At 65.1% G+C, this 17458-nt stretch carries 16 protein-coding genes and 1 pseudogene; 10 read left to right on the forward strand and 7 right to left on the reverse strand.

What is annotated here, in order from left to right:
* The 6 genes and pseudogenes from V8683_RS23950 to V8683_RS23975 all read right to left on the reverse strand — a co-directional run.
* A pseudogene (locus V8683_RS23950) lies at positions 1–118 on the reverse strand (polyamine ABC transporter ATP-binding protein); the annotation flags it as partial.
* Between the two features lie 35 nt (positions 119–153).
* Complete coding sequence (locus tag V8683_RS23955; protein WP_411192723.1) at positions 154–1275, reverse strand: polyamine ABC transporter substrate-binding protein; 1122 nt, start codon at positions 1273–1275, stop codon at positions 154–156.
* A 112-nt stretch (positions 1276–1387) separates the two neighbouring features.
* Positions 1388–1624 carry a hypothetical protein gene (locus tag V8683_RS23960; RefSeq protein WP_411192724.1) on the reverse strand — a complete coding sequence of 79 codons (237 nt, stop codon included), beginning with the start codon at positions 1622–1624 and terminating at the stop codon, positions 1388–1390.
* Positions 1625–1744: 120 nt separating this feature from the next.
* Positions 1745–2734 (reverse strand): LysR family transcriptional regulator, encoded by a 990-nt coding sequence (locus V8683_RS23965; protein WP_411192725.1) that lies wholly within the window; start codon positions 2732–2734, stop codon positions 1745–1747.
* 66 nt (positions 2735–2800) lie between these two features.
* Positions 2801–4219 carry an NAD(P)/FAD-dependent oxidoreductase gene (locus tag V8683_RS23970; RefSeq protein WP_411193508.1) on the reverse strand — a complete coding sequence of 473 codons (1419 nt, stop codon included), beginning with the start codon at positions 4217–4219 and terminating at the stop codon, positions 2801–2803.
* Positions 4220–4289: 70 nt separating this feature from the next.
* Positions 4290–4634 carry a cupin domain-containing protein gene (locus V8683_RS23975; protein WP_411192726.1) on the reverse strand — a complete coding sequence of 115 codons (345 nt, stop codon included), beginning with the start codon at positions 4632–4634 and terminating at the stop codon, positions 4290–4292.
* Positions 4635–4818: 184 nt separating this feature from the next.
* Between V8683_RS23975 and V8683_RS23980 the strand changes: the two genes are divergently transcribed.
* The 3 genes from V8683_RS23980 (at position 4819) to V8683_RS23990 (ending at position 8295) form a co-directional block, all read left to right on the forward strand.
* Entirely contained in the window at positions 4819–5706 is an 888-nt protein-coding gene (locus tag V8683_RS23980) for a helix-turn-helix transcriptional regulator (protein WP_411192727.1), read from the forward strand.
* A 136-nt stretch (positions 5707–5842) separates the two neighbouring features.
* On the forward strand, positions 5843–6793 hold the full coding sequence (gene speB / locus V8683_RS23985; RefSeq protein WP_411192728.1) for an agmatinase: 951 nt from the start codon (positions 5843–5845) through the stop codon (positions 6791–6793).
* A gap of 11 nt (positions 6794–6804) precedes the next feature.
* On the forward strand, positions 6805–8295 hold the full coding sequence (locus V8683_RS23990; protein ID WP_411192729.1) for an aldehyde dehydrogenase family protein: 1491 nt from the start codon (positions 6805–6807) through the stop codon (positions 8293–8295).
* 94 nt (positions 8296–8389) lie between these two features.
* On the opposite strand, the gene V8683_RS23995 is transcribed toward V8683_RS23990, so the two are convergent.
* On the reverse strand, positions 8390–9790 hold the full coding sequence (locus V8683_RS23995) for a GntP family permease (protein WP_411192730.1): 1401 nt from the start codon (positions 9788–9790) through the stop codon (positions 8390–8392).
* Between the two features lie 347 nt (positions 9791–10137).
* On the opposite strand from V8683_RS23995, the gene V8683_RS24000 reads away from it, so the two are divergent.
* The 7 genes from V8683_RS24000 to V8683_RS24030 all read left to right on the forward strand — a co-directional run bounded on the left by V8683_RS24000 (position 10138) and on the right by V8683_RS24030 (position 17448).
* The gene (locus tag V8683_RS24000) at positions 10138–11595 is read left to right on the forward strand and encodes a sigma-54 interaction domain-containing protein (RefSeq protein ID WP_411192731.1); all 1458 of its coding nucleotides are present in this window, start codon (positions 10138–10140) and stop codon (positions 11593–11595) included.
* Positions 11596–11827: 232 nt separating this feature from the next.
* The gene (locus V8683_RS24005; protein ID WP_462849546.1) at positions 11828–12235 is read left to right on the forward strand and encodes a VOC family protein; all 408 of its coding nucleotides are present in this window, start codon (positions 11828–11830) and stop codon (positions 12233–12235) included.
* 301 nt (positions 12236–12536) lie between these two features.
* Positions 12537–13166, forward strand: coding sequence for an MlaC/ttg2D family ABC transporter substrate-binding protein (locus tag V8683_RS24010; protein ID WP_411192733.1), 630 nt, complete (start codon positions 12537–12539; stop codon positions 13164–13166).
* Between the two features lie 59 nt (positions 13167–13225).
* A complete protein-coding gene (locus V8683_RS24015; RefSeq protein WP_411193510.1) occupies positions 13226–15097 on the forward strand; it encodes an AI-2E family transporter in 1872 nt (623 codons plus the stop codon).
* A 131-nt stretch (positions 15098–15228) separates the two neighbouring features.
* Positions 15229–15657: a MarR family winged helix-turn-helix transcriptional regulator gene (locus V8683_RS24020; RefSeq protein WP_411192734.1), complete on the forward strand. Its 429-nt coding sequence runs from the start codon at positions 15229–15231 to the stop codon at positions 15655–15657.
* A complete protein-coding gene (locus tag V8683_RS24025; protein ID WP_411192735.1) occupies positions 15654–17063 on the forward strand; it encodes a DHA2 family efflux MFS transporter permease subunit in 1410 nt (469 codons plus the stop codon). Before V8683_RS24020 ends, V8683_RS24025 begins: the two co-directional genes overlap by 4 nt.
* A 130-nt stretch (positions 17064–17193) precedes the next feature.
* Positions 17194–17448, forward strand: coding sequence for a hypothetical protein (locus tag V8683_RS24030; RefSeq protein ID WP_411192736.1), 255 nt, complete (start codon positions 17194–17196; stop codon positions 17446–17448).
* The last annotated feature ends 10 nt before the right edge of the window (positions 17449–17458 follow it).

Below are 17458 nucleotides of genomic sequence, written 5' to 3' on the forward strand. Positions count from 1 at the left end.
CCGCGGTGCTCTCGCCGAACTTCTTGACGACGTTTTCGATGCGGACGAACGCGTCCCGGGACGTGGCGGCCGGTGCGGGCGCGGCCTGACGGGCGTTGACTGAAGGCGTCGATTTCATGATCGCAATGTCTCCTTTGTCTCTTCTTCAGATAATCAGTGGCCCGTCTTGAGCTGAGCCCACAGACGGTTTTCAAGGCGCTGGATCTCGATCGGCAGCGACTTCAGCAAGGTCATCTTCTTGATGTCCTCTTCGGATGGGTAGATGCTCGTGTCCTGGGCGACGGCCGGCGTCACGAACGGGCGAGCGGCAGCGTCGGCCGTCGGATAAAACACCTCGTTCGTGATTTGTGCGTTAACCTTAGGATCTTCGATGTAGTTGATCCACTTCATCGCGGCTTGCGGATGCGGTGCATCCTTCGGCACGGCCATCATGTCGAACCACAGCACGCCGCCTTCCTTCACGTTCGAGAAGCGGATGGTGTACGGACGCTTCGATTCCTCGGCACGGCGGCGCGCGATGCCGACATCGCCCGAATACGCCACGGCCACGCAGACGTCGTTGTTGGCGAGGTCGTTGATGTAGCCCGACGAATTGAACTGGGTGATGTACGGGCGAACTTTCTTCAGGACTTCGAAGGCAGCCTGGTAGTCGGCCGGGTTCGTGCTGTTCGGGTCCTTGTGCAGGTATTGCAGGGTCGCCGCGAACACGTCGGCGGGCTGGTCGAGGAACGAGACGCCGCAACCCTTCAGCTTCGAGAGGTATTGCGGATCGAACACGAGAGCCCAACTGTCCACCGGCGCCTTGTCGCCGAGGGCCTTCTTGACGGCCTGCTCGTTATAGGCGACGCCGTCGATGCCATAGGCCCAGGGCACGCCATACTGATTGCCCGGGTCGCTATCGGCAATCATCTTCATGAGCGTCGGGTTCAGGTTCTTCAGATTCGGAATCTGCGACTTGTCGAGCTTCTGGTACACGCCGGCCTGGATCTGCTTGGCCATGTAGTTCGACGACGGCACGACGATGTCGTAGCCCGAGTTTCCCGCGAGCAGCTTGGCCTGCAGCGTGTCGTCGCTGTCGTAGTTGTCGTACTTGACCTTGATACCCGTTTGCTTTTCGAAATCGGGAATCGTGTCCTTTGCGATGTAGTCGGACCAGTTATAGACGTTCAAGACGTCGTCGGCCGCCTGGGCAGGCTGGCTCGCGGCGACGGAGAGACCTGCAAACAAGGTGGCGGCCGCCACAGCGGTCGCACGACGAAGATGGCAAAGACTCATGCTGGTATTTCCTGAAGATAATGATCGGGCGATGCCGCCGCCCGTCGAGCAAACTGCAGGGCGAACGGCGTGACAAAGGGGGGCAAAGGGGATGACAAACGGAGCCGGCCGGTCAGGCCGCGAATGAAGGTGCGGGCCGCGACGTTCGCGGCGACGATCGCTTTCGTAGCGCGATCGTGAACGCGGAAAGCCGGACCGGCGCTGGATAGCGGCCGGGCGCCGAACTGGAAAACGTGTCGATTTCGCCGAACAGCAAATCGAACAGGTCGATCGATCGCGCGTGACGCGAGAGATCGCGAAGAGGTTCGAAGCCGAATGTCTCGACTTGCACGAAATTGCTTGCAACCATTGTCTCCCACTCCTGTGGAATGCCCGGCCTGCACATGACGTGCGGCGCGGCGTCGGATTTTTTCATTGGGGCTACGCTATCGCGAGGCCCGATGCTGCCGCTACCCGCTGCTACCCGCTGCTACCCGCTCAGCACCGGTTCGTCCTCGTCGGAACTCGCTGTCGAGACCGACCTCGCGACCACTCGATCGGACCGATGACAGGCATCGGCGCCTTGTCCATAAACGTCGAGCAGATCTTCGACAAACGCGTCGACAATCGGCCTTGCCGCCGCGCTACGCCTCGTGACGAGATGCAGCGGCACATCGAAGCTGAATTCCGCCTTGCCGAGTGCCCGGATAAGCCCTCTCTGCTCGAACGGGGCTGCGTGGTGGGCAGGGAGGTAGCCGACATAGCCGCCCGACATGATCAGGATCGTCGCTGCCTCGATGCTGTCCGCGTGCGCCGTCACGCGGCGCTCCGCGAACCCCGTCTGCTCTTCCGGTATTGGGTAGCTGCGCCATACCCAATTGCTGCCCCTCAGGTCTTCCGCGGTGACCGGCGCTTTCGCATGAAAGAGCGGATGCCCGCGGCCGCAGTAAATGACCTGTCTTTCGGTGAAGAGCGGCTGATAGACGAGCCCGGGCGCACGATGCCAGAAGTAGCCGATAGCGAGATCCAGTTGGCGATTGATGAGCCCTTCCTCCAGCTCCTGGGGCGATTTCACCTTCATCGAAATGCTTACCGCCTGGTCGCGCTGCTGGAATGCGCCTATGGCTTCGGCCACCCGCGCGTTTTCGACGAGCGGCGCGTGGCCGATCAGGCCGATCGACAGCGTGCCCACGAGCTTGCGGTCGATCTCGCGTACGCGCGCCACGAATTCGCTCGTGGCGCCCATCAGTTCGCGAGCCGTCGCGGCGAAGCGCTCGCCCTTCGAGGTCAGCCGAAAGCCGCCGCGTCCCCGCTCGCAAAGCTTGAAGCCCACGCGTGCTTCGAGCACGGAGAGCTGCGTGCTGATCGTCGACTGGCGCACGCCGAGCGAGGCTTCGGCTGCCGTGATTCCGCGGGCGTCCACGACCGCCAGGAACACGCGGATCAGCCGCAAATCGAGGTCAGAGGTATTCGAAAACATCGTGACGCATCCTGCAATTCGGACTGCCTGGCGCTACGCAACCGGTGCGCGCAGGCCGTCGACCGCTTACATCGGGAAGCCCATGGACTTCAGCCCGTTGATCCACGCGCGCTTCCAGCCGCCTTCCGCATCCGCGCCGTCGAACGCGTGGAAGGTGATCTTTGCGCCTATCCAGCGGAACGGTTCCGGCGGGATCCACGTCGGACTCTGGTTGGCGATATCGAGCTTGCGTTCAGGGCTGTTGCGATCGAAGAGGATGTTCAGGCCCATGAAGGCGCCGAACCGGCTCGCGGCCACGCCGAAGCCCGTGTAGCCCGCGACGAACACGCCCTTGCCGCCCAGGTAGCGCTTCGCGAAGACAGAACCGCGCGAGCAATAATCGATCGGTCCGCCCCACGCATGCGAAAAGCGCACGTCGGCGAGCTGCGGAAACGTCTTGTAGAACGCCTGCGCGAGCCGCGTATATGTTTCGCGCTGGCGATCCTGTTGCGGATCCGGATTGCCGTCGAAGTGGTAACTCACGAGCCCGCCGAAGATGATGCTGTTGGTGCGGGTCAGGCGGAAGTAGTTGAGCTGGGTGCGCGTGTCGTAGATACCCTGGCGATTCGTCCAGCCGATGCGCGCGAGCTGTTCGTCGGTGAGCGGCTCGGTGGCCAGCACGTGGTCGCGCACCTGCATCACGCGGCGGTTGATGTCGGACACGCCCACTTTGGCCGTGCCGCTGCCGAACAGCACGCGCGGCGCGCGCACGCCCCCCCTGGGCGTCGTCACGTACACCGTGCCGCCTTCGTCGGCGACGGTTTCGAGGGGCGTGTGCTCGTAAAGGCGAACGCCCAGCGAGAGCGCGGCGCGCTTGAGGCCCCAAGCGAGCTTCGCGGGATGCACGATGCCGCTGCGATTGCGCGACCACAGCGCACCGGCAAAAAGCGGCGAATCGAGCTGTGCCCGGGTTGCTTCGCGGCCGAGCAGCGTCACGTCGTGTCCGTGGCTCTTGTGAAGCTCGTAGTCGGCGCGCAGATGTTCCACATGATCGGGATCGACGGCCACGGTCATTTCGCCGTTCCATTCGATGTCCGCATCGATGCCGTAGCGCTTGAGTGTAGCCTCGAAACCATCGAGGTTGTGCTGCCCGAACTGTTCGAGCTGGTCGATATCGTTGGGAAACACGCGTACCGCGTTGGGCAGGCCGTGCATCACCGAGGTGGAGATGATGCCGCCGGCGCGTCCCGAGGCGCCGTGGGCCACGAGGTTCGCCTCGATCACCACGACGTCCAGTTCGGGCATCAGTTCCTTCGCTTGCACCGCTGCCCACAGGCCCGTGAAGCCGCCGCCGACGATGAGCAGGTCCGCTTTCGTTTCGCCGGTCAGTGCCGGCTCGGCAGCGGGCGCAGCCGGATTGTCGAGCCAATACGGGGAGAGCTTCGCGTTCGCAAGCGCAGCTTCGACGTCCGGCGTCACCGGCGCGCGCCGGTCCCGGGCGGCCATCTTTGCCGCCGTTCTCCTCTCCATGATTTCACTCATGATCTTTCTGATAGTGGCGCGCCGCGGCGCAAAGTTACGCGCGTTCGAGCACGACGTAGAACTTCTTGGCGTCTTCGAGCGTTTCCCAGCGACCGGCGAAGCCGGCGGGCAGCAGGTAGCCCTGGCCGGCGCTGAATTCCTTGCGGTTGCCGGCAACGTCGGTCAGCGCAATGCGCCCTTCGGTCAGCCAGACCGCTTCGTCGGCGCTCGTTTCGGGGAAGTCGACGGAACCGACCTTGCCTTCCCACCAGCCGGCTACGTAGTTGCGGGTTTCGCCCGCCGCGCCGCGCCAGTCGATTTCGTCCATGCCGAATTCCAGCCTGGTGAATTCGCCTTCGCCTGCGCCCAGCAATACGATGTCCTGAATCAGCTTGCTCATTTTTATGTCTCACTCAACCGTCGATAAGGTAAGCAGGAAGTTATCGATTCCGGCTTGCCCGGTATGCCCCGGATTCGGGGGGGCAAAGTGGCTTTTATCGCGAGGGCGCCCCGCTTTCGGCGGAGCGGTCCAACCGCGCGAAAGGCGCTGCTATACTGGCGGGAACTGCCAAAGGTAGAACGGCATGCTGCTAAATACTTCCCCCTCCAGTAAAAACACCGATCCTCTTCCCGTTACGTTCAAGTCGATGGGCGATATGGTCGAGGTCATCGGCACACCTGATTTCGTGCCCCAATTGGCCAGGTTCCTCAATAGCGTGATTCCAATCGACGTCGCACACGTGGAGCGCTCGCGCGTGGACGATACGATGCCGTCGGGCTATCGCTGCGAATGGATAGGCAGCAGTGGTATCGAACGGGCCGACACGGAGATTTCGGAGGTCATGACGCTCTACTACGAGCGCTTCCAGGCCAACGATCCCCTTTTCGCAGGCATACGCGGCAAGATCGGCACCTTGCTCGTGGTGCGCGACATCGAGGCGATTCCTCCCGGCGAATTCCGCAAGCGTATTTACGACGACGTTTCGATCGGGCACGAATGCGTGCTGGCCCGCGGTACGCGTTTTGCCCAGCTTTCGATCGCGCTCGAACGGTCGCTGGACCGCCCGCCCTTTTCGCTCGAAGAGATGCGGCAGTTTCGTTGCGTCAGCGACTTTCTCTTTCCCGCGCTGGAGTTGCACGCGTCCACGACAGCGGCAAGGCTCGTTGCGCAGAGAAAATCCACCGACGTACCGTTGACCCGCTTCGACGCCATGGTCGCGGCCGGCGGCATTCGTCTGTCGAAACGCGAGTACGAGGCCTGCAAGCACTTCATCTCCGGCAAGACCCTGCCTGAAACCGCGGAGATTCTCGGCGTGCGGCACGCTTCGGTGGAGTCCTATGCGAAGCGCGCGTTTGCGAAACTCGGCGTGGGCAACAAGCGCGAACTCGTGGCGCGAGTGACCGCGGCTTGCGAGCAGGGCGGCATTCGCGCCACGGCGGGCCTTACGCAGCCTGACACGATCCCAGGGTAATCCCTCGCTTTCGCGGAAAGGACGCGGTGTTTACATCGATAACTTCGATGTAAACACCGCGTCTTTGGAATTTTTGCGCGCACGTTCTCCACTTATCATCGGCTCGATCGTTTTCACCGATGAGGAGACCGGCGCCATGACGCACGAATTCAACCAGCCGCTCGGCGGCAACGACATGCCGCGCTTTGGCGGCATCGCCACGATGATGCGGCTGCCGCACGCGGCCACCACCGAGGGACTCGACGCCTGCTTCGTTGGCGTGCCGCTCGATATCGGCACCTCGAACCGCTCCGGCGCCCGCTTCGGTCCGCGCCAGATCCGTACGGAGTCCGTACTGCTTCGCCCGTACAACATGGCGACGCGCGCGGCGCCGTTCGATTCGCTGCAGGTGGCCGATATCGGCGACGTCGCCACCAATCCCTACGACCTCAAGGATTCGATCCGCCTGATCGAAGCCGCCTACGACCGCATCGTCGCCAACGGCTGCCGCCCCATCACGCTCGGCGGCGATCACACGATCGCGTGGCCGATCCTGCGCGCGCTGCACAAGAAGTACGGCAAGGTGGCCGTCGTGCACGTGGACGCGCACGCCGATGTCAACGACACCATGTTCGGCGAGAAGATCGCCCACGGCACGCCGTTTCGCCGCGCCGTGGAAGACGGGCTGCTGCAATGCGACAAGGTCACCCAGATCGGCCTGCGCGGCACCGGCTATCACGCCGACGACTTCGACTGGTGCCGCGCGCAGGGCTTCACGGTGGTGCAGGCCGAGGCCTGCTGGAACCGCTCGCTCGCGCCGCTGATGGAAGAGGTGCGCGCGCGCGTGGGCGATACGCCCGTCTATCTGAGCTTCGACATCGACGGGCTCGATCCCGCCTTCGCGCCGGGCACGGGCACGCCCGAGGTGGGTGGCCTGACCGTGCAGCAAGGGCTGGAGATCGTGCGCGGCATGAAGGGACTCAATGTGGTCGGCGCGGATCTCGTGGAGGTCTCGCCGCCTTATGACCAGGCGAGCACGACGGCACTCGTGGGCGCGAATCTCGCCTACGAGATGCTCTGCATAATGCCTGGCGTTCACTATCGTTGAGGGCGCATGCGATGAACAGGATCGAATGGTTCGACGGCAGCGCGGGCGAATTGCCCGTGCTGCCTGCCGCCCGTATTGCCGGACGGGCGGCGTATGCGAGCGGCGCCGAAGGCCGCAGTGCGGTCTGCAATGCTTCGACTGGCGCCACGATAGGCTGGCAGGAGAGCGCGAGCGCCGCGCAGATCGACGGGGCCGTACGCGCGGCGAGCGAGGCCTTTGTCGGCTGGCGCGACACCACGCCGGCGCAGCGCGGCGCAATCCTGCGCAAGGTCGCCGATCTTGTCGAGGCCCGGCGCGACGAACTGGCCGTGCTGCAGATGCGCGTGAGCGGCAAGCCTCCTGGGGAGGCCTCGACCGACGTGAGCGACGTTGCAGCGACTTTTGCCTGGTATGCCGAACTTTGTACGCAGGCTGCCGCGTTCCAGGCCGAGTCGGTGCCGCTTCCGGGTGCCGATGTGGCGGCAGAGCGCTTTCACGATCCCGTCGGCGTGGCCGCGCTGATCGTGCCATGGAATTTCCCGATGGTGACGACGGCGTGGAAGCTGGCTCCCGCGCTCGCGGCCGGCTGCACGGTCGTGCTCAAGCCTTCGGAGCTCACCTCGCCCACGGAGCACGCGCTCGTGGACCTGCTCGCCGAGGCCGGCGTGCCCGAGGGCGTGCTCAATGTCGTGAACGGCGGCGCCGAGGTGGGCGCGCTGCTCACGCGGCATCCGCTCGTCGACAAGATTTCGTTTACCGGCAGTACGGCCGCCGGCAAGCATGTGATGCGCGCCGCCGCAGAGGACATGAAGCGCGTGACGCTCGAACTGGGCGGCAAATCCGCGTTGATCGTGCGCGAGGATACCGACGTCGACCTGGCCGTCTCGCTCGCGGTAGGCGGCGCGTTCGCGAACGCCGGGCAGATGTGCTCGGCTACCGCGCGCATCCTCGTGCACGACAGCCTGTACCGCAAGTTCATGGCGGCGTTCGAAACGGCGGTGAACGCGCTGGTTGTCGCGCCACCGGGAACGCAGGGTGTGGGGATGGGGCCGCTCATTTCAGCGGCGCAGCGCGCACGCGTCCAGTCGCTCGTCGAGGCCGGCATCCGCAGCGGTGCGCAGGTCGCATTCCAGGGGCAAAGCATGGAGGATGCCGGCGACGGCTTCTTCATGGCGCCGGTCGTGATTGCCGAGCCGCCGGCCGATAACGTCTTGTGGACCGACGAGATTTTCGGCCCTGTCGCATGCGTCAAGTCGTTTCGCACCGACGCCGAAGCCATCGCGCTCGCCAACGACACGCGCTATGGTCTGGTCGCGACGGTCGTCACGCGCAGCGAAGAGATGGCGCAACGCTATCGGCGTGCCTTGCGTGCGGGACTCGTGTGGGTGAATACGCCGCAGCTCATCTATCCGCAGGTGTCGTGGGGCGGATTCGGCTTGAGCGGCATCGGGCGGGAGCTGGGTCTTGCGGGCTTGCGCAGCTTCCAGGAGCTGCGGCACGCCATTCAGGTCGTAACGCCCTGACGTTCAGGATTGCACATTGGCGCGTAACCCCGCGCGCAATGTGCTGCGTGTGCCGGTCCCGCCAGGACGGAGACCGGCACACGATCCCAATCCCTCAAACAAGCCCGGTCGTATAGTACACGGCGATCACGAAGAAAACGGCAAGCGTCTTGATGATCGTGACTGCGAAGATGTCACGATACGACTCGCGATGCGTGAGCCCCGTCACGGCGAGCAGCGTGATGACGGCGCCGTTGTGCGGGAGCGTATCCATACCGCCGCTCGCCATGGCCACCACGCGGTGCAGCACTTCCAGCGGAATGTGCATGGTCTGCGCGGTCTTGATGAAGGTGTCCGACATGGCGGCGAGCGCGATGCTCATGCCGCCCGACGCCGAGCCGGTGATGCCCGCGAGCGCCGATACCGAAACGGCCGCGTTGACGAGCGGGTTCGGGATGGCCTTGAGTGCGTTGGCGACGACGAGAAAGCCCGGCAGCGCCGCGATCACGCCGCCGAAGCCATACTCGGAAGCCGTGTTGAGCGTGGCAAGCAGCGCGCCTGCCACGGCGGTCTTGGTGCCGGCCGCAAAGCGCTCCTTCACGCGGCCGAACGCCGTCACGATGACGAGCAGCACGCCGAGCAAAAGCGCGCCTTCCACGGCCCAGATTGCCACCACGCTCTTCACGGGCACGCTCACGGGCGTGTGGACGCCAGGCAGCACGTCGGGCGAAACGGTGTAGCTGGCGCCGTACCACTGCGGAATGAGTTTGGTGAGCGCGAAGTTCGCCACGCCCACGAGCACGAGCGGCGCGATGGCGAGCACGGGATTCGGCAGGTCGGTCGTCTGCACGTGCTCCGGCTCGTTCACGAGCGAGGTGCCATAGCCTTCGCCCTTCGCCATGGCCGCACGGCGGCGCCACTCGAGATACGCGAGGCCCACCACGATGATGAAGAGCGAACCGATGGTGCCGAGCACGGGCGCGGCCCATGCGGTGGTCTTGAAGAACGTGGTGGGGATGATGTTCTGGATCTGCGGCGTGCCGGGTAGGGAATCCATCGTGAACGTAAAGGCGCCGAGTGCGATCGCGCCGGGCATCAGCCGCTTCGGAATGTTGCTCTGGCGATAGAGTTCGGCCGCGAACGGATAGACGGCGAAGACCACGACGAAGAGCGAGACGCCGCCGTAGGTCAGCAGCGCGCACACGGCGACGATCACGGCATTGGCGCGCGAACGGCCGATGTACCGGATGGCTGCCGCAACGATCGCTTCGGAAAAGCCCGAGAGTTCGATGACCTTGCCGAAGACGGCGCCGAGCAGGAACACCGGAAAGTAGAGTTTCACGAAGCCGACCATCTTGTCCATGAAGATGCCCGAGAAAACGGGCGCGACGGCGGCGGGATCGGTCAGCAGAACGGCGCCCATCGCGGCGATGGGGGCGAAGAGAATGACGCTGTAGCCGCGGTAGGCCACCAGCATCAGGAACGCCAGAGCGGCGATCACAATTACAAAGGACATCTTGTCTCCAGGGGTTTGTTTGTGCGCGCGGGGTCTGCGCGTCATGCGATCGCGCGGCGGTTGTGCGCGACGTCGGCTTTAAGCACGGAGTATGCCAGTTGGTGGCCGGCCTTGCTGCAAGCGGCTCACCGGTGTGCCGGCGGGTTCCGGGGGCATGCCGCGGAGCCTTGCTGGCTTCGCACGGCGCCTGTGCGTCCCAAATTTGAGACGTGAGGGCAGATCGTAGCCGACTACCGTCTCTGGCAGCGCGCGCATGCCTGCCTGCGCCGTGATCTCGCTTCTGGGATAATGCGTCCCGAAAATGAGAATCAAGGCCTGTACCGGGCCCGCACCCTACGGAACACTGGATGGAACTCGCCCCCCCCGCACTGCTTGCCGACTACGACCACGTGAGGCGGCTGGCGATGCAGTCGCTCTTCAAGACTCTCGAAAATTTCAGCGAAGGGACCGTGATCGTCGACCGCAATGCGCGGGTCGTCTGGATCAACCGCGATTACGCCGCGCGTTTCGGTTTCGACGATCCGCAGGCCGTCATCGGCCTCGACTGCGAGGCGGTCATTCCGAACAGCATGATGCGCGAGGTCGTGCAGACCGGTGAGCCGATCCTGCTCGACATTCTCGAAACCGACCGCGACTCGATCGTCGTCACGCGCCTGCCGATCAAGGACGACGACGGCGAGACGATCGGCGCGGTGGGCTTCGTCCTGTTCAACGAGATCAAGGGCCTGTCGCCGCTCGTGAGCCAGTACGCGCGCCTGCGCGCCGAGCTGATCAGCACGCGGCACTCGCTCGCGCAGGTGCGCCGCCCCAAGTACAGCTTCTCGAGCCTCATCGGCACGAGCGCGGTCAGTCTGGAGGTCAAGCGGCAGGCGCGCCGCGCGGCGCGCCTGGCCTCGCCGGTCCTGCTGCTGGGCGAGACGGGCACCGGCAAGGAGCTGCTTGCCCATGCAATACACGGCGCTTCGGGGCGTGCCGACGGGCCGCTCGTGACGGTCAACGTCGCGGCCATTCCCGAAACCTTGCTGGAACTGGAATTTTTCGGCGCCGAAGCGGGCGCGTACACGGGCGCGGACCGCAAGGGGCGTATCGGCAAATTCGAGCTGGCGAGCGGCGGTACGCTCTTTCTCGACGAAATCGGCGACATGCCGTTCGCCCTGCAGGGCAAGCTGCTGCGCGTGCTGCAGGAGCAGGAGTTCGAGCCGCTCGGCTCGAATCGCATCGTTCGCGCCGACGTGCGCATCATTGCCGCTACCTCGGCCGACCTGCCCGCGCTCGTGGCGCAGGGCAGGTTCCGGGCTGACCTCTATTACCGCCTCAACGTGCTGACGATCCGCGTGCCGCCGCTGCGCGAGCGCCTGACCGATATCGAGGCCATCGCTTCCGCGATCCTCGACAAGCTCACCGTCGAGACCGGCGCGGGGCATCTCGAACTGGACCGCGATGCGCTGGCGCTGCTGTGCTCGTATGCGTGGCCCGGCAACGTGCGCGAACTGCGCAATACCCTGGAGCGTGCGGTGTTGTTTTCGGAGAACGAATGTATTGATGGCCGTTCGCTTGCGAGCTTCATCGGCGACGGTGGCGGCGAGGGTGTCGCGCGGGGCGGCGGTGGGCCTGCACTCGTGAACGGCGGGAGCGAAGGCATCGAAACGTCGAGCTATGGCGACGCCATGCGCGAGTTCGAGCGGCGCTTCCTGATCGATGCCTTGCGCGCGGCTGGCGGCCACGTTGCGCAGGCCGCCACGCGAATCGGCATGGCGCGCGCAACGCTCTACCGGCGTATCGTCGCGCTCGGCATCGAAATCTGATCGGGTTCCTCCGGGCCAAATACGGCTTTCAGGCAGTGCGCGCCGCCGCCTGAAAACGAGCAACGTGTGCGCCGGCAGGTTAGCGGCACGCCGAAACCCTTGTCCTGATTGAGGTTGGACGGTTCGTCTCCCAGTTCGCAATGCGAGTTGAGGAATGCGAGCTTTTGCTTATATTCTGATGTCGTCGGTTGGCGAGGGCATGGGGCCTTTGCCGCATTACGTGAGAACGACGATGACTGATGACATCAAGAGCATGAAACTCAATCACTTGAGCTTTCCTTCTGCCGATACGGCTGCCACGGCTGCATTCTTCGAGCGCTACCTGGGCTTCTCGATCTCTGGAACGTGGGAGCGTTCGTATATCCTCAAGCGTCCGGGCTTCGACGTGGTGATCGACCACGCCGAAGGCGATGCGCCCGCATGGCCTCGCGCCTTCCATGCCGGGTTCGAGCTACCGAGTTTCGAAGCTGTTCAAGAGTTGTACGAACGATTCAGGGAAGAGGGCGTGGAGATGGAGACGGAGGTCTTCAACAACGGACGCGGCTCGCGCTTCTTCTGCCGGGCGCCGGGCGGCGTGATGTTCGAGATCAACACGAGGCGGGACGCCGCACCGGAATATCGCGGCACGTTCGAGGCGTGATTGCCGGCGCTGAAATTTTTACAAGCGCATAGCGACCGGATTGGGGCGCCCTGCCGGGCCGGAATCCGGCGGCGCGGCCCCGTCGCGCACTGGTATGCGATTTGCTTCAAAATGATGTTTCAGTGCAAGATTGAACGATGCGCGGCGCCGACCCTGCAGCATTCCGACCTTCCACGCCCCGAACCGATAGACTGACCGGCATGGCGCGCATGCGTCTTTGGCGACCCGGCCCGCGAGATCCGGCCAGGACGGCGCGGCCCCCCCTGCGGCCCCAGCGGCGCGGCCCACCTGCGAGATTTCAATGAAAAGGCTATTCCTCGTTTTCGTGCTGCTGGTCTCGCTGGCGCCTGCCGCGCCGGCGCTGGCCGAGAGCGCCGTCGACCAGTCCGATCCGCAGGCGCTCATCAAGACCGCGACCCAGCAAGTGCTGGACGAGGTGCGGACCCAGGCGATCGCACCGGACGACATTGCCCGCATCCGCAGCATCGTGGACCGCGATATCCTGCCCTACGTGGACTTCCGCCGCACGACGCGGCTCTCGATGGGGCGCTACTGGCGCACGGCCACCCCGGAGCAGCAGGAGCAGCTCGTCACGCAGTTCCAGTTGCTGCTGATCCATCTGTATTCGGGCGCGCTCGCACAGCTCACGCCCGACCAGCAGATCGAATATCTGCCCATGCGCACCGCGCCCGGCGATACCGACGCCGTCGTGCGCACACTGGCGCAAACGAGCGGCAAGCCCGTCGAGATCGACTACCGGCTGTACAAGACCCCGCAGGGCTGGCGGCTCTACGACCTGAACGTGCTGGGTGCGTGGCTCATCCAGACCTACCGGGCGCAGTTCAGCGAGAAGATCCAGGAAGGCGGCATCGACGGCCTGATCCAGTTCCTCGCTTCGCGCAACCAGGAACTCTCGCCGGGCAAGTCATGAGCCTCCATGATCCCGCAAACGGTCCGCCGGGCCGCCCCATGAAACCGCCTCGCTACGACATGAATTTTCCCTTGCCGCCGCATGGCCGGCGCAACCGTGTTTTTCCGCCGAGTTCGCCCACGCTGCACGGTCTCGCGTCCGTGATCACTGGCGTGGTCGTGGTGTGTGGGCTGTATTTCGGGCGGGAGGTGCTGATACCCATCACGCTTTCGGTCCTGCTGAGCTTCCTGCTCGCGCCGCTCGTGACGGCGCTGCGCCGCCTGCACCTCGGGCAGTTCCTGTCGATCTTCCTCGCGGTTCTCGCCACGGTGCTCGCCCTGGCGGGCACCGGCGCGCTGATCGCCGCGCAGATCGTTCAGCTTGCCGCCGATCTCCCGCAATACCAGGAGGCGATCGAACAGAAAGTGGAGACGGTCCACGAAAAGACCGTGGGCCGTGCCGACAGTCTCATGGCGCGTACCGCGACCGCGCTGCAGCGCATCACGCCGACGCCCCCGCCCGCGCTGCCGCCGCCGCGCGGCCGGGCCGCACGCAACGCGCCCGCGGTGCCGATGCCCGTGGAGGTTCATACGCCCGCGCCCACGCCCATGGAACTCGCGCAGCGGGCCTTGTCGCCGATCGTCGGGCCGCTCGAAACCGGCTTCATCGTGCTGGTGGTGACGATCTTCATCCTGTTGCAGCGCGAGGACCTGCGCGACCGGCTGATCAGCGTGTTCGGCTCGGAGGACCTGCATCGCACCACGACGGCCATCAACGACGCCTCCCAGCGTTTGTCGCGCTACTTCGTCGCGCAACTGGGCGTGAACGTTTCGGTGGGCGCGGTCATTGCCGTCGGGCTCGCGGGTATCGGCGTGCCGGGTGCCTTGCTGTTCGCGGCCATGGCGGCACTGTTGCGCTTCGTGCCCTACATCGGCATCTGGATCGCGGCGGTGCTTGCCACCGTCCTAGCTGCCGCAATCCAGCCGCAATGGACCATGGCCGTGTCGACGCTGATCCTCTTCATCGTCGTCGATGTCGTGGCCGGGCAGTTCGCGGAGCCTATGCTCTACGGGCGCCGCTCGGGGCTCTCGCCGCTGGCGGTGGTGGTGGCGGCGATCTTCTGGACCTGGCTCTGGGGACCCGTCGGGCTCGTGCTTTCCACGCCGCTCACGCTGTGCATCGTCACGCTCGGCCGCTATGTGGACCGCCTCAACTTCCTGACCATCCTGCTGGGCGACCAGCCCGCGCTCACGCCGGCGCAGACCTGCTACCAGCGTCTGCTCGCCGACGACCCGCATGAGGCGCTGCTGCAGGCAGATCGCCTGCTCACGGAGATGCCGCTGATCGACTACTACGAGCAGGTCGTGTTCGAGGGGCTGCGCTTCGCGCGCAACGACGCCTTGCGAGGCGTGCTGCCCGCCGAACAGTTGGCGCGCATCAACCAGGCACTGCTCGACATCGTCGAAGACCTCGAATCCGTGGACGACTCGCGCCATTTCCCGCCGGAAGGACCGGGTGCCGAAAGCGCCGCATCGACGCGCGGCGAGGGCCATCCCGTGCTGTGCGTGCCGGGCCGCGGGGCGTTCGACGACGTCGTCGCGGCCGTCGTGTCGCAGTTGCTTGCGCGGCGCGGCGTGCCGTGCGTGACGACGAGCTACGAGCAGGTGCGCAGCACGCGCGCGGGCATGGTGGATCCGGACGCTACGCCCGTGATCTGCGTGGTGTCGCTCGACACGCCGGAGGCGCCGCCCTATCTGCGCAACCTCGTGCGACGGCTGTGCGAGCGCACCGCGCGTGCGCAAATTCTCGTGGGCGTGGGCACGCTGCGGCGCGAGGAGGGGCCCGTGATCGTCGACGATCCGGGGGCGCGCCTTGCGGCGACGTTGCGCGATCTCGTGGAGGAATGCGCGGCGGGGCAGGCGGGCGAGGAGCGGCCCACGAGGACGGGCTGAAAAAGGCGTCACTACGGTATCACTGCGGCATCGCTGCGAAATCAAGTCAGCCAAACTTGCAAGTTTGCCTTGTAAGTTTGGCTGGCTTCCGGCATGCTTCCGGTATCCCTTTCCATACCGTTCCGGAAATTATGCGTACCAAGGCATTCGAAGAGGCCGTTCTCGAACTGATCCAGGCGATCGGTCTGCTCGTGCGGCGTACCCGCAGCGAAGCGCATGCGGACGAACTCTCCATGACGGAGTCCGTCGTCATGTCGCGTCTTGCCGGCGAGGGCCCGGCCACCACGGCGGCGCTGGCGCGCGCCGAAGGCATGAGGCCGCAGTCGATGGGAACGACCGTCGCGGCCCTGGAGGAAATGGGTCTCGTGAGGCGCACCCCGCACGAGACCGATGGCCGCCAGATGCTGATCGAACTGACACCGAAAGGCGTACAGTTGCGCAAGAAGACGCGCGAGGCGAAGCAGGTATGGCTTTCGGAGGCGATCGCGGAACTCGATGCCGGCGAACGCGAGACGCTCTTCAAGGCCGCCGCGATCATGCGCCGGATAGCCGGGTCGTGAGCGGGGCAGGCAAGCGGGCCAGGGCGGCCGACGCTGCCGCGGTCGACTGGACGGTCTGGAAGGTGGCGATGGTCGCCACGATCGGGCCGTTCATGGCGCAACTCGATTCGACGGTTGTCAACGTCTCGCTCTCGACGATTGCCCACGTTTTCGATTCGCCCGTCGCGACCGTGCAGTGGATCGTGAGCGGCTATCTGCTGGCCATGACGCTCATGCTGCCGCTCAACGGCTGGCTGGTCGACCGCATCGGCGCAAAGCGGCTCTACATGATCTGCTTTTCGATGTTCACCGTGGCGTCGGTGCTATGCGGTGCATCGCGAACCATCGCGGAGCTGACCGGGGCGCGAGTATTCCAGGGGCTGATCGGCGGCATTCTGGCGCCCATGACGCAGATGATGATCGCGCGGGCGGCGGGGAAGAACATGGCGCGCGTGATGGGTTACGCGAGCCTGCCCATACTGCTCGCTCCCATTGTGGGCCCGGTCCTGGCCGGTGCGATCCTTGCCCACGCAACGTGGTCGTGGCTCTTCTATCTGAACGTACCGGTCGGCCTGCTGGGTGTCGTGCTGGCGGCGTCGCTGCTGCCCGGCGATAGCGGCGCCTTGCAGAAGCGTCCGTTCGATTTCACCGGTTTCGCGCTGATCTCGCCGGGTCTCGTCGCACTCATTGACGGGCTGCAAAATGCTTCGCATCCCGAAGGACTGTGGCTCCTGTTCACCGGCGCGGCGTTGCTGGCGGGATTCCTGTGGCATTCGGTGCGCAAGGGCGGCACGGCGCTGATCGACGTGCGGGTCTTCGCGGACCGGATTTTCTCCATTGCCGCGTTCACGCAGTTTTTTGCCAACGCCATCCTGTATGGCCGTCAGCTTGCCGTGCCGCTCTACCTGATAGCGGGCTGCGGGCTGGCCGCCTCGCAGGCGGGCTGGCTCGTTGCGGTGACGGGCGTGGGCATGATGTGCTCGTTCCCTACGCTCGGATTCCTGAGCGACAAATTCGGCTGTCGTGCAGTCGCGGCGGGCGGAGCATGGCTGGCGTTGCTCGGCACGGTCGCGTTCGCGTGGATGGCCGGGCAGGGCTTCTCGGCGGTGTGGGCCGTGATTGGCCTGTTCGCGGCGGGTGTGGGGCAGGGCACGATCAGCATACCGGCCATATCGGCCGCGTATGCCTCGATTCCCAAAGCGCGGATTCCGGTGGCGAACACGGCATTGAACATCGCGCAACGACTGGGCGGACCCGTCGCGACCACCTTGTTGGCCGTGGTCGTCTCGCTGGCGACGCAGCACCCGGGCAGCGCGCGTTCGGAGTCCTATCTTCCGGTCTTCGTGGCGCTCGCCGGACTGCATCTGCTGGCATTCGGCGCGGCGCTGCTGCTGCCGGGGCGAATCCGGCGCATGGCGGAGGCCTGAGAGGCGGATCGAACGCCGTGGGTCGCGGCACGAATTTTTTGTGACATTCATGCGTCTGTCACATTTCTCCCCGAACATACACGGCCCTGTGCCCCTGGTTGCGGCATGACTGTTACTGGGAGACGACCCGATGTTGAGCCCGCACGAATTTGCCACGCTGATGCTGGTCCGTCATTCGCCGGACCAGATCGACATGAATCGCACCGAACTCGGCACCTTGCTCGAACGCCGCCTGGTTTCGTTCGAATCGCGTTCCGGCGGCGACCGCCGCCTGTCGCTGACGAGGGCCGGCCGCCGGCTGCTGGAGGCCGTGGGCAGGCTCGATGCGGCCTTGCCTCGCGCCAGCGAAGCCGTCACGTTCGACCGTTTTGCCGTGGGCCTCTGAGCGGCTTGAG

The organism is Paraburkholderia sp. AV2, from assembly GCF_054968425.1.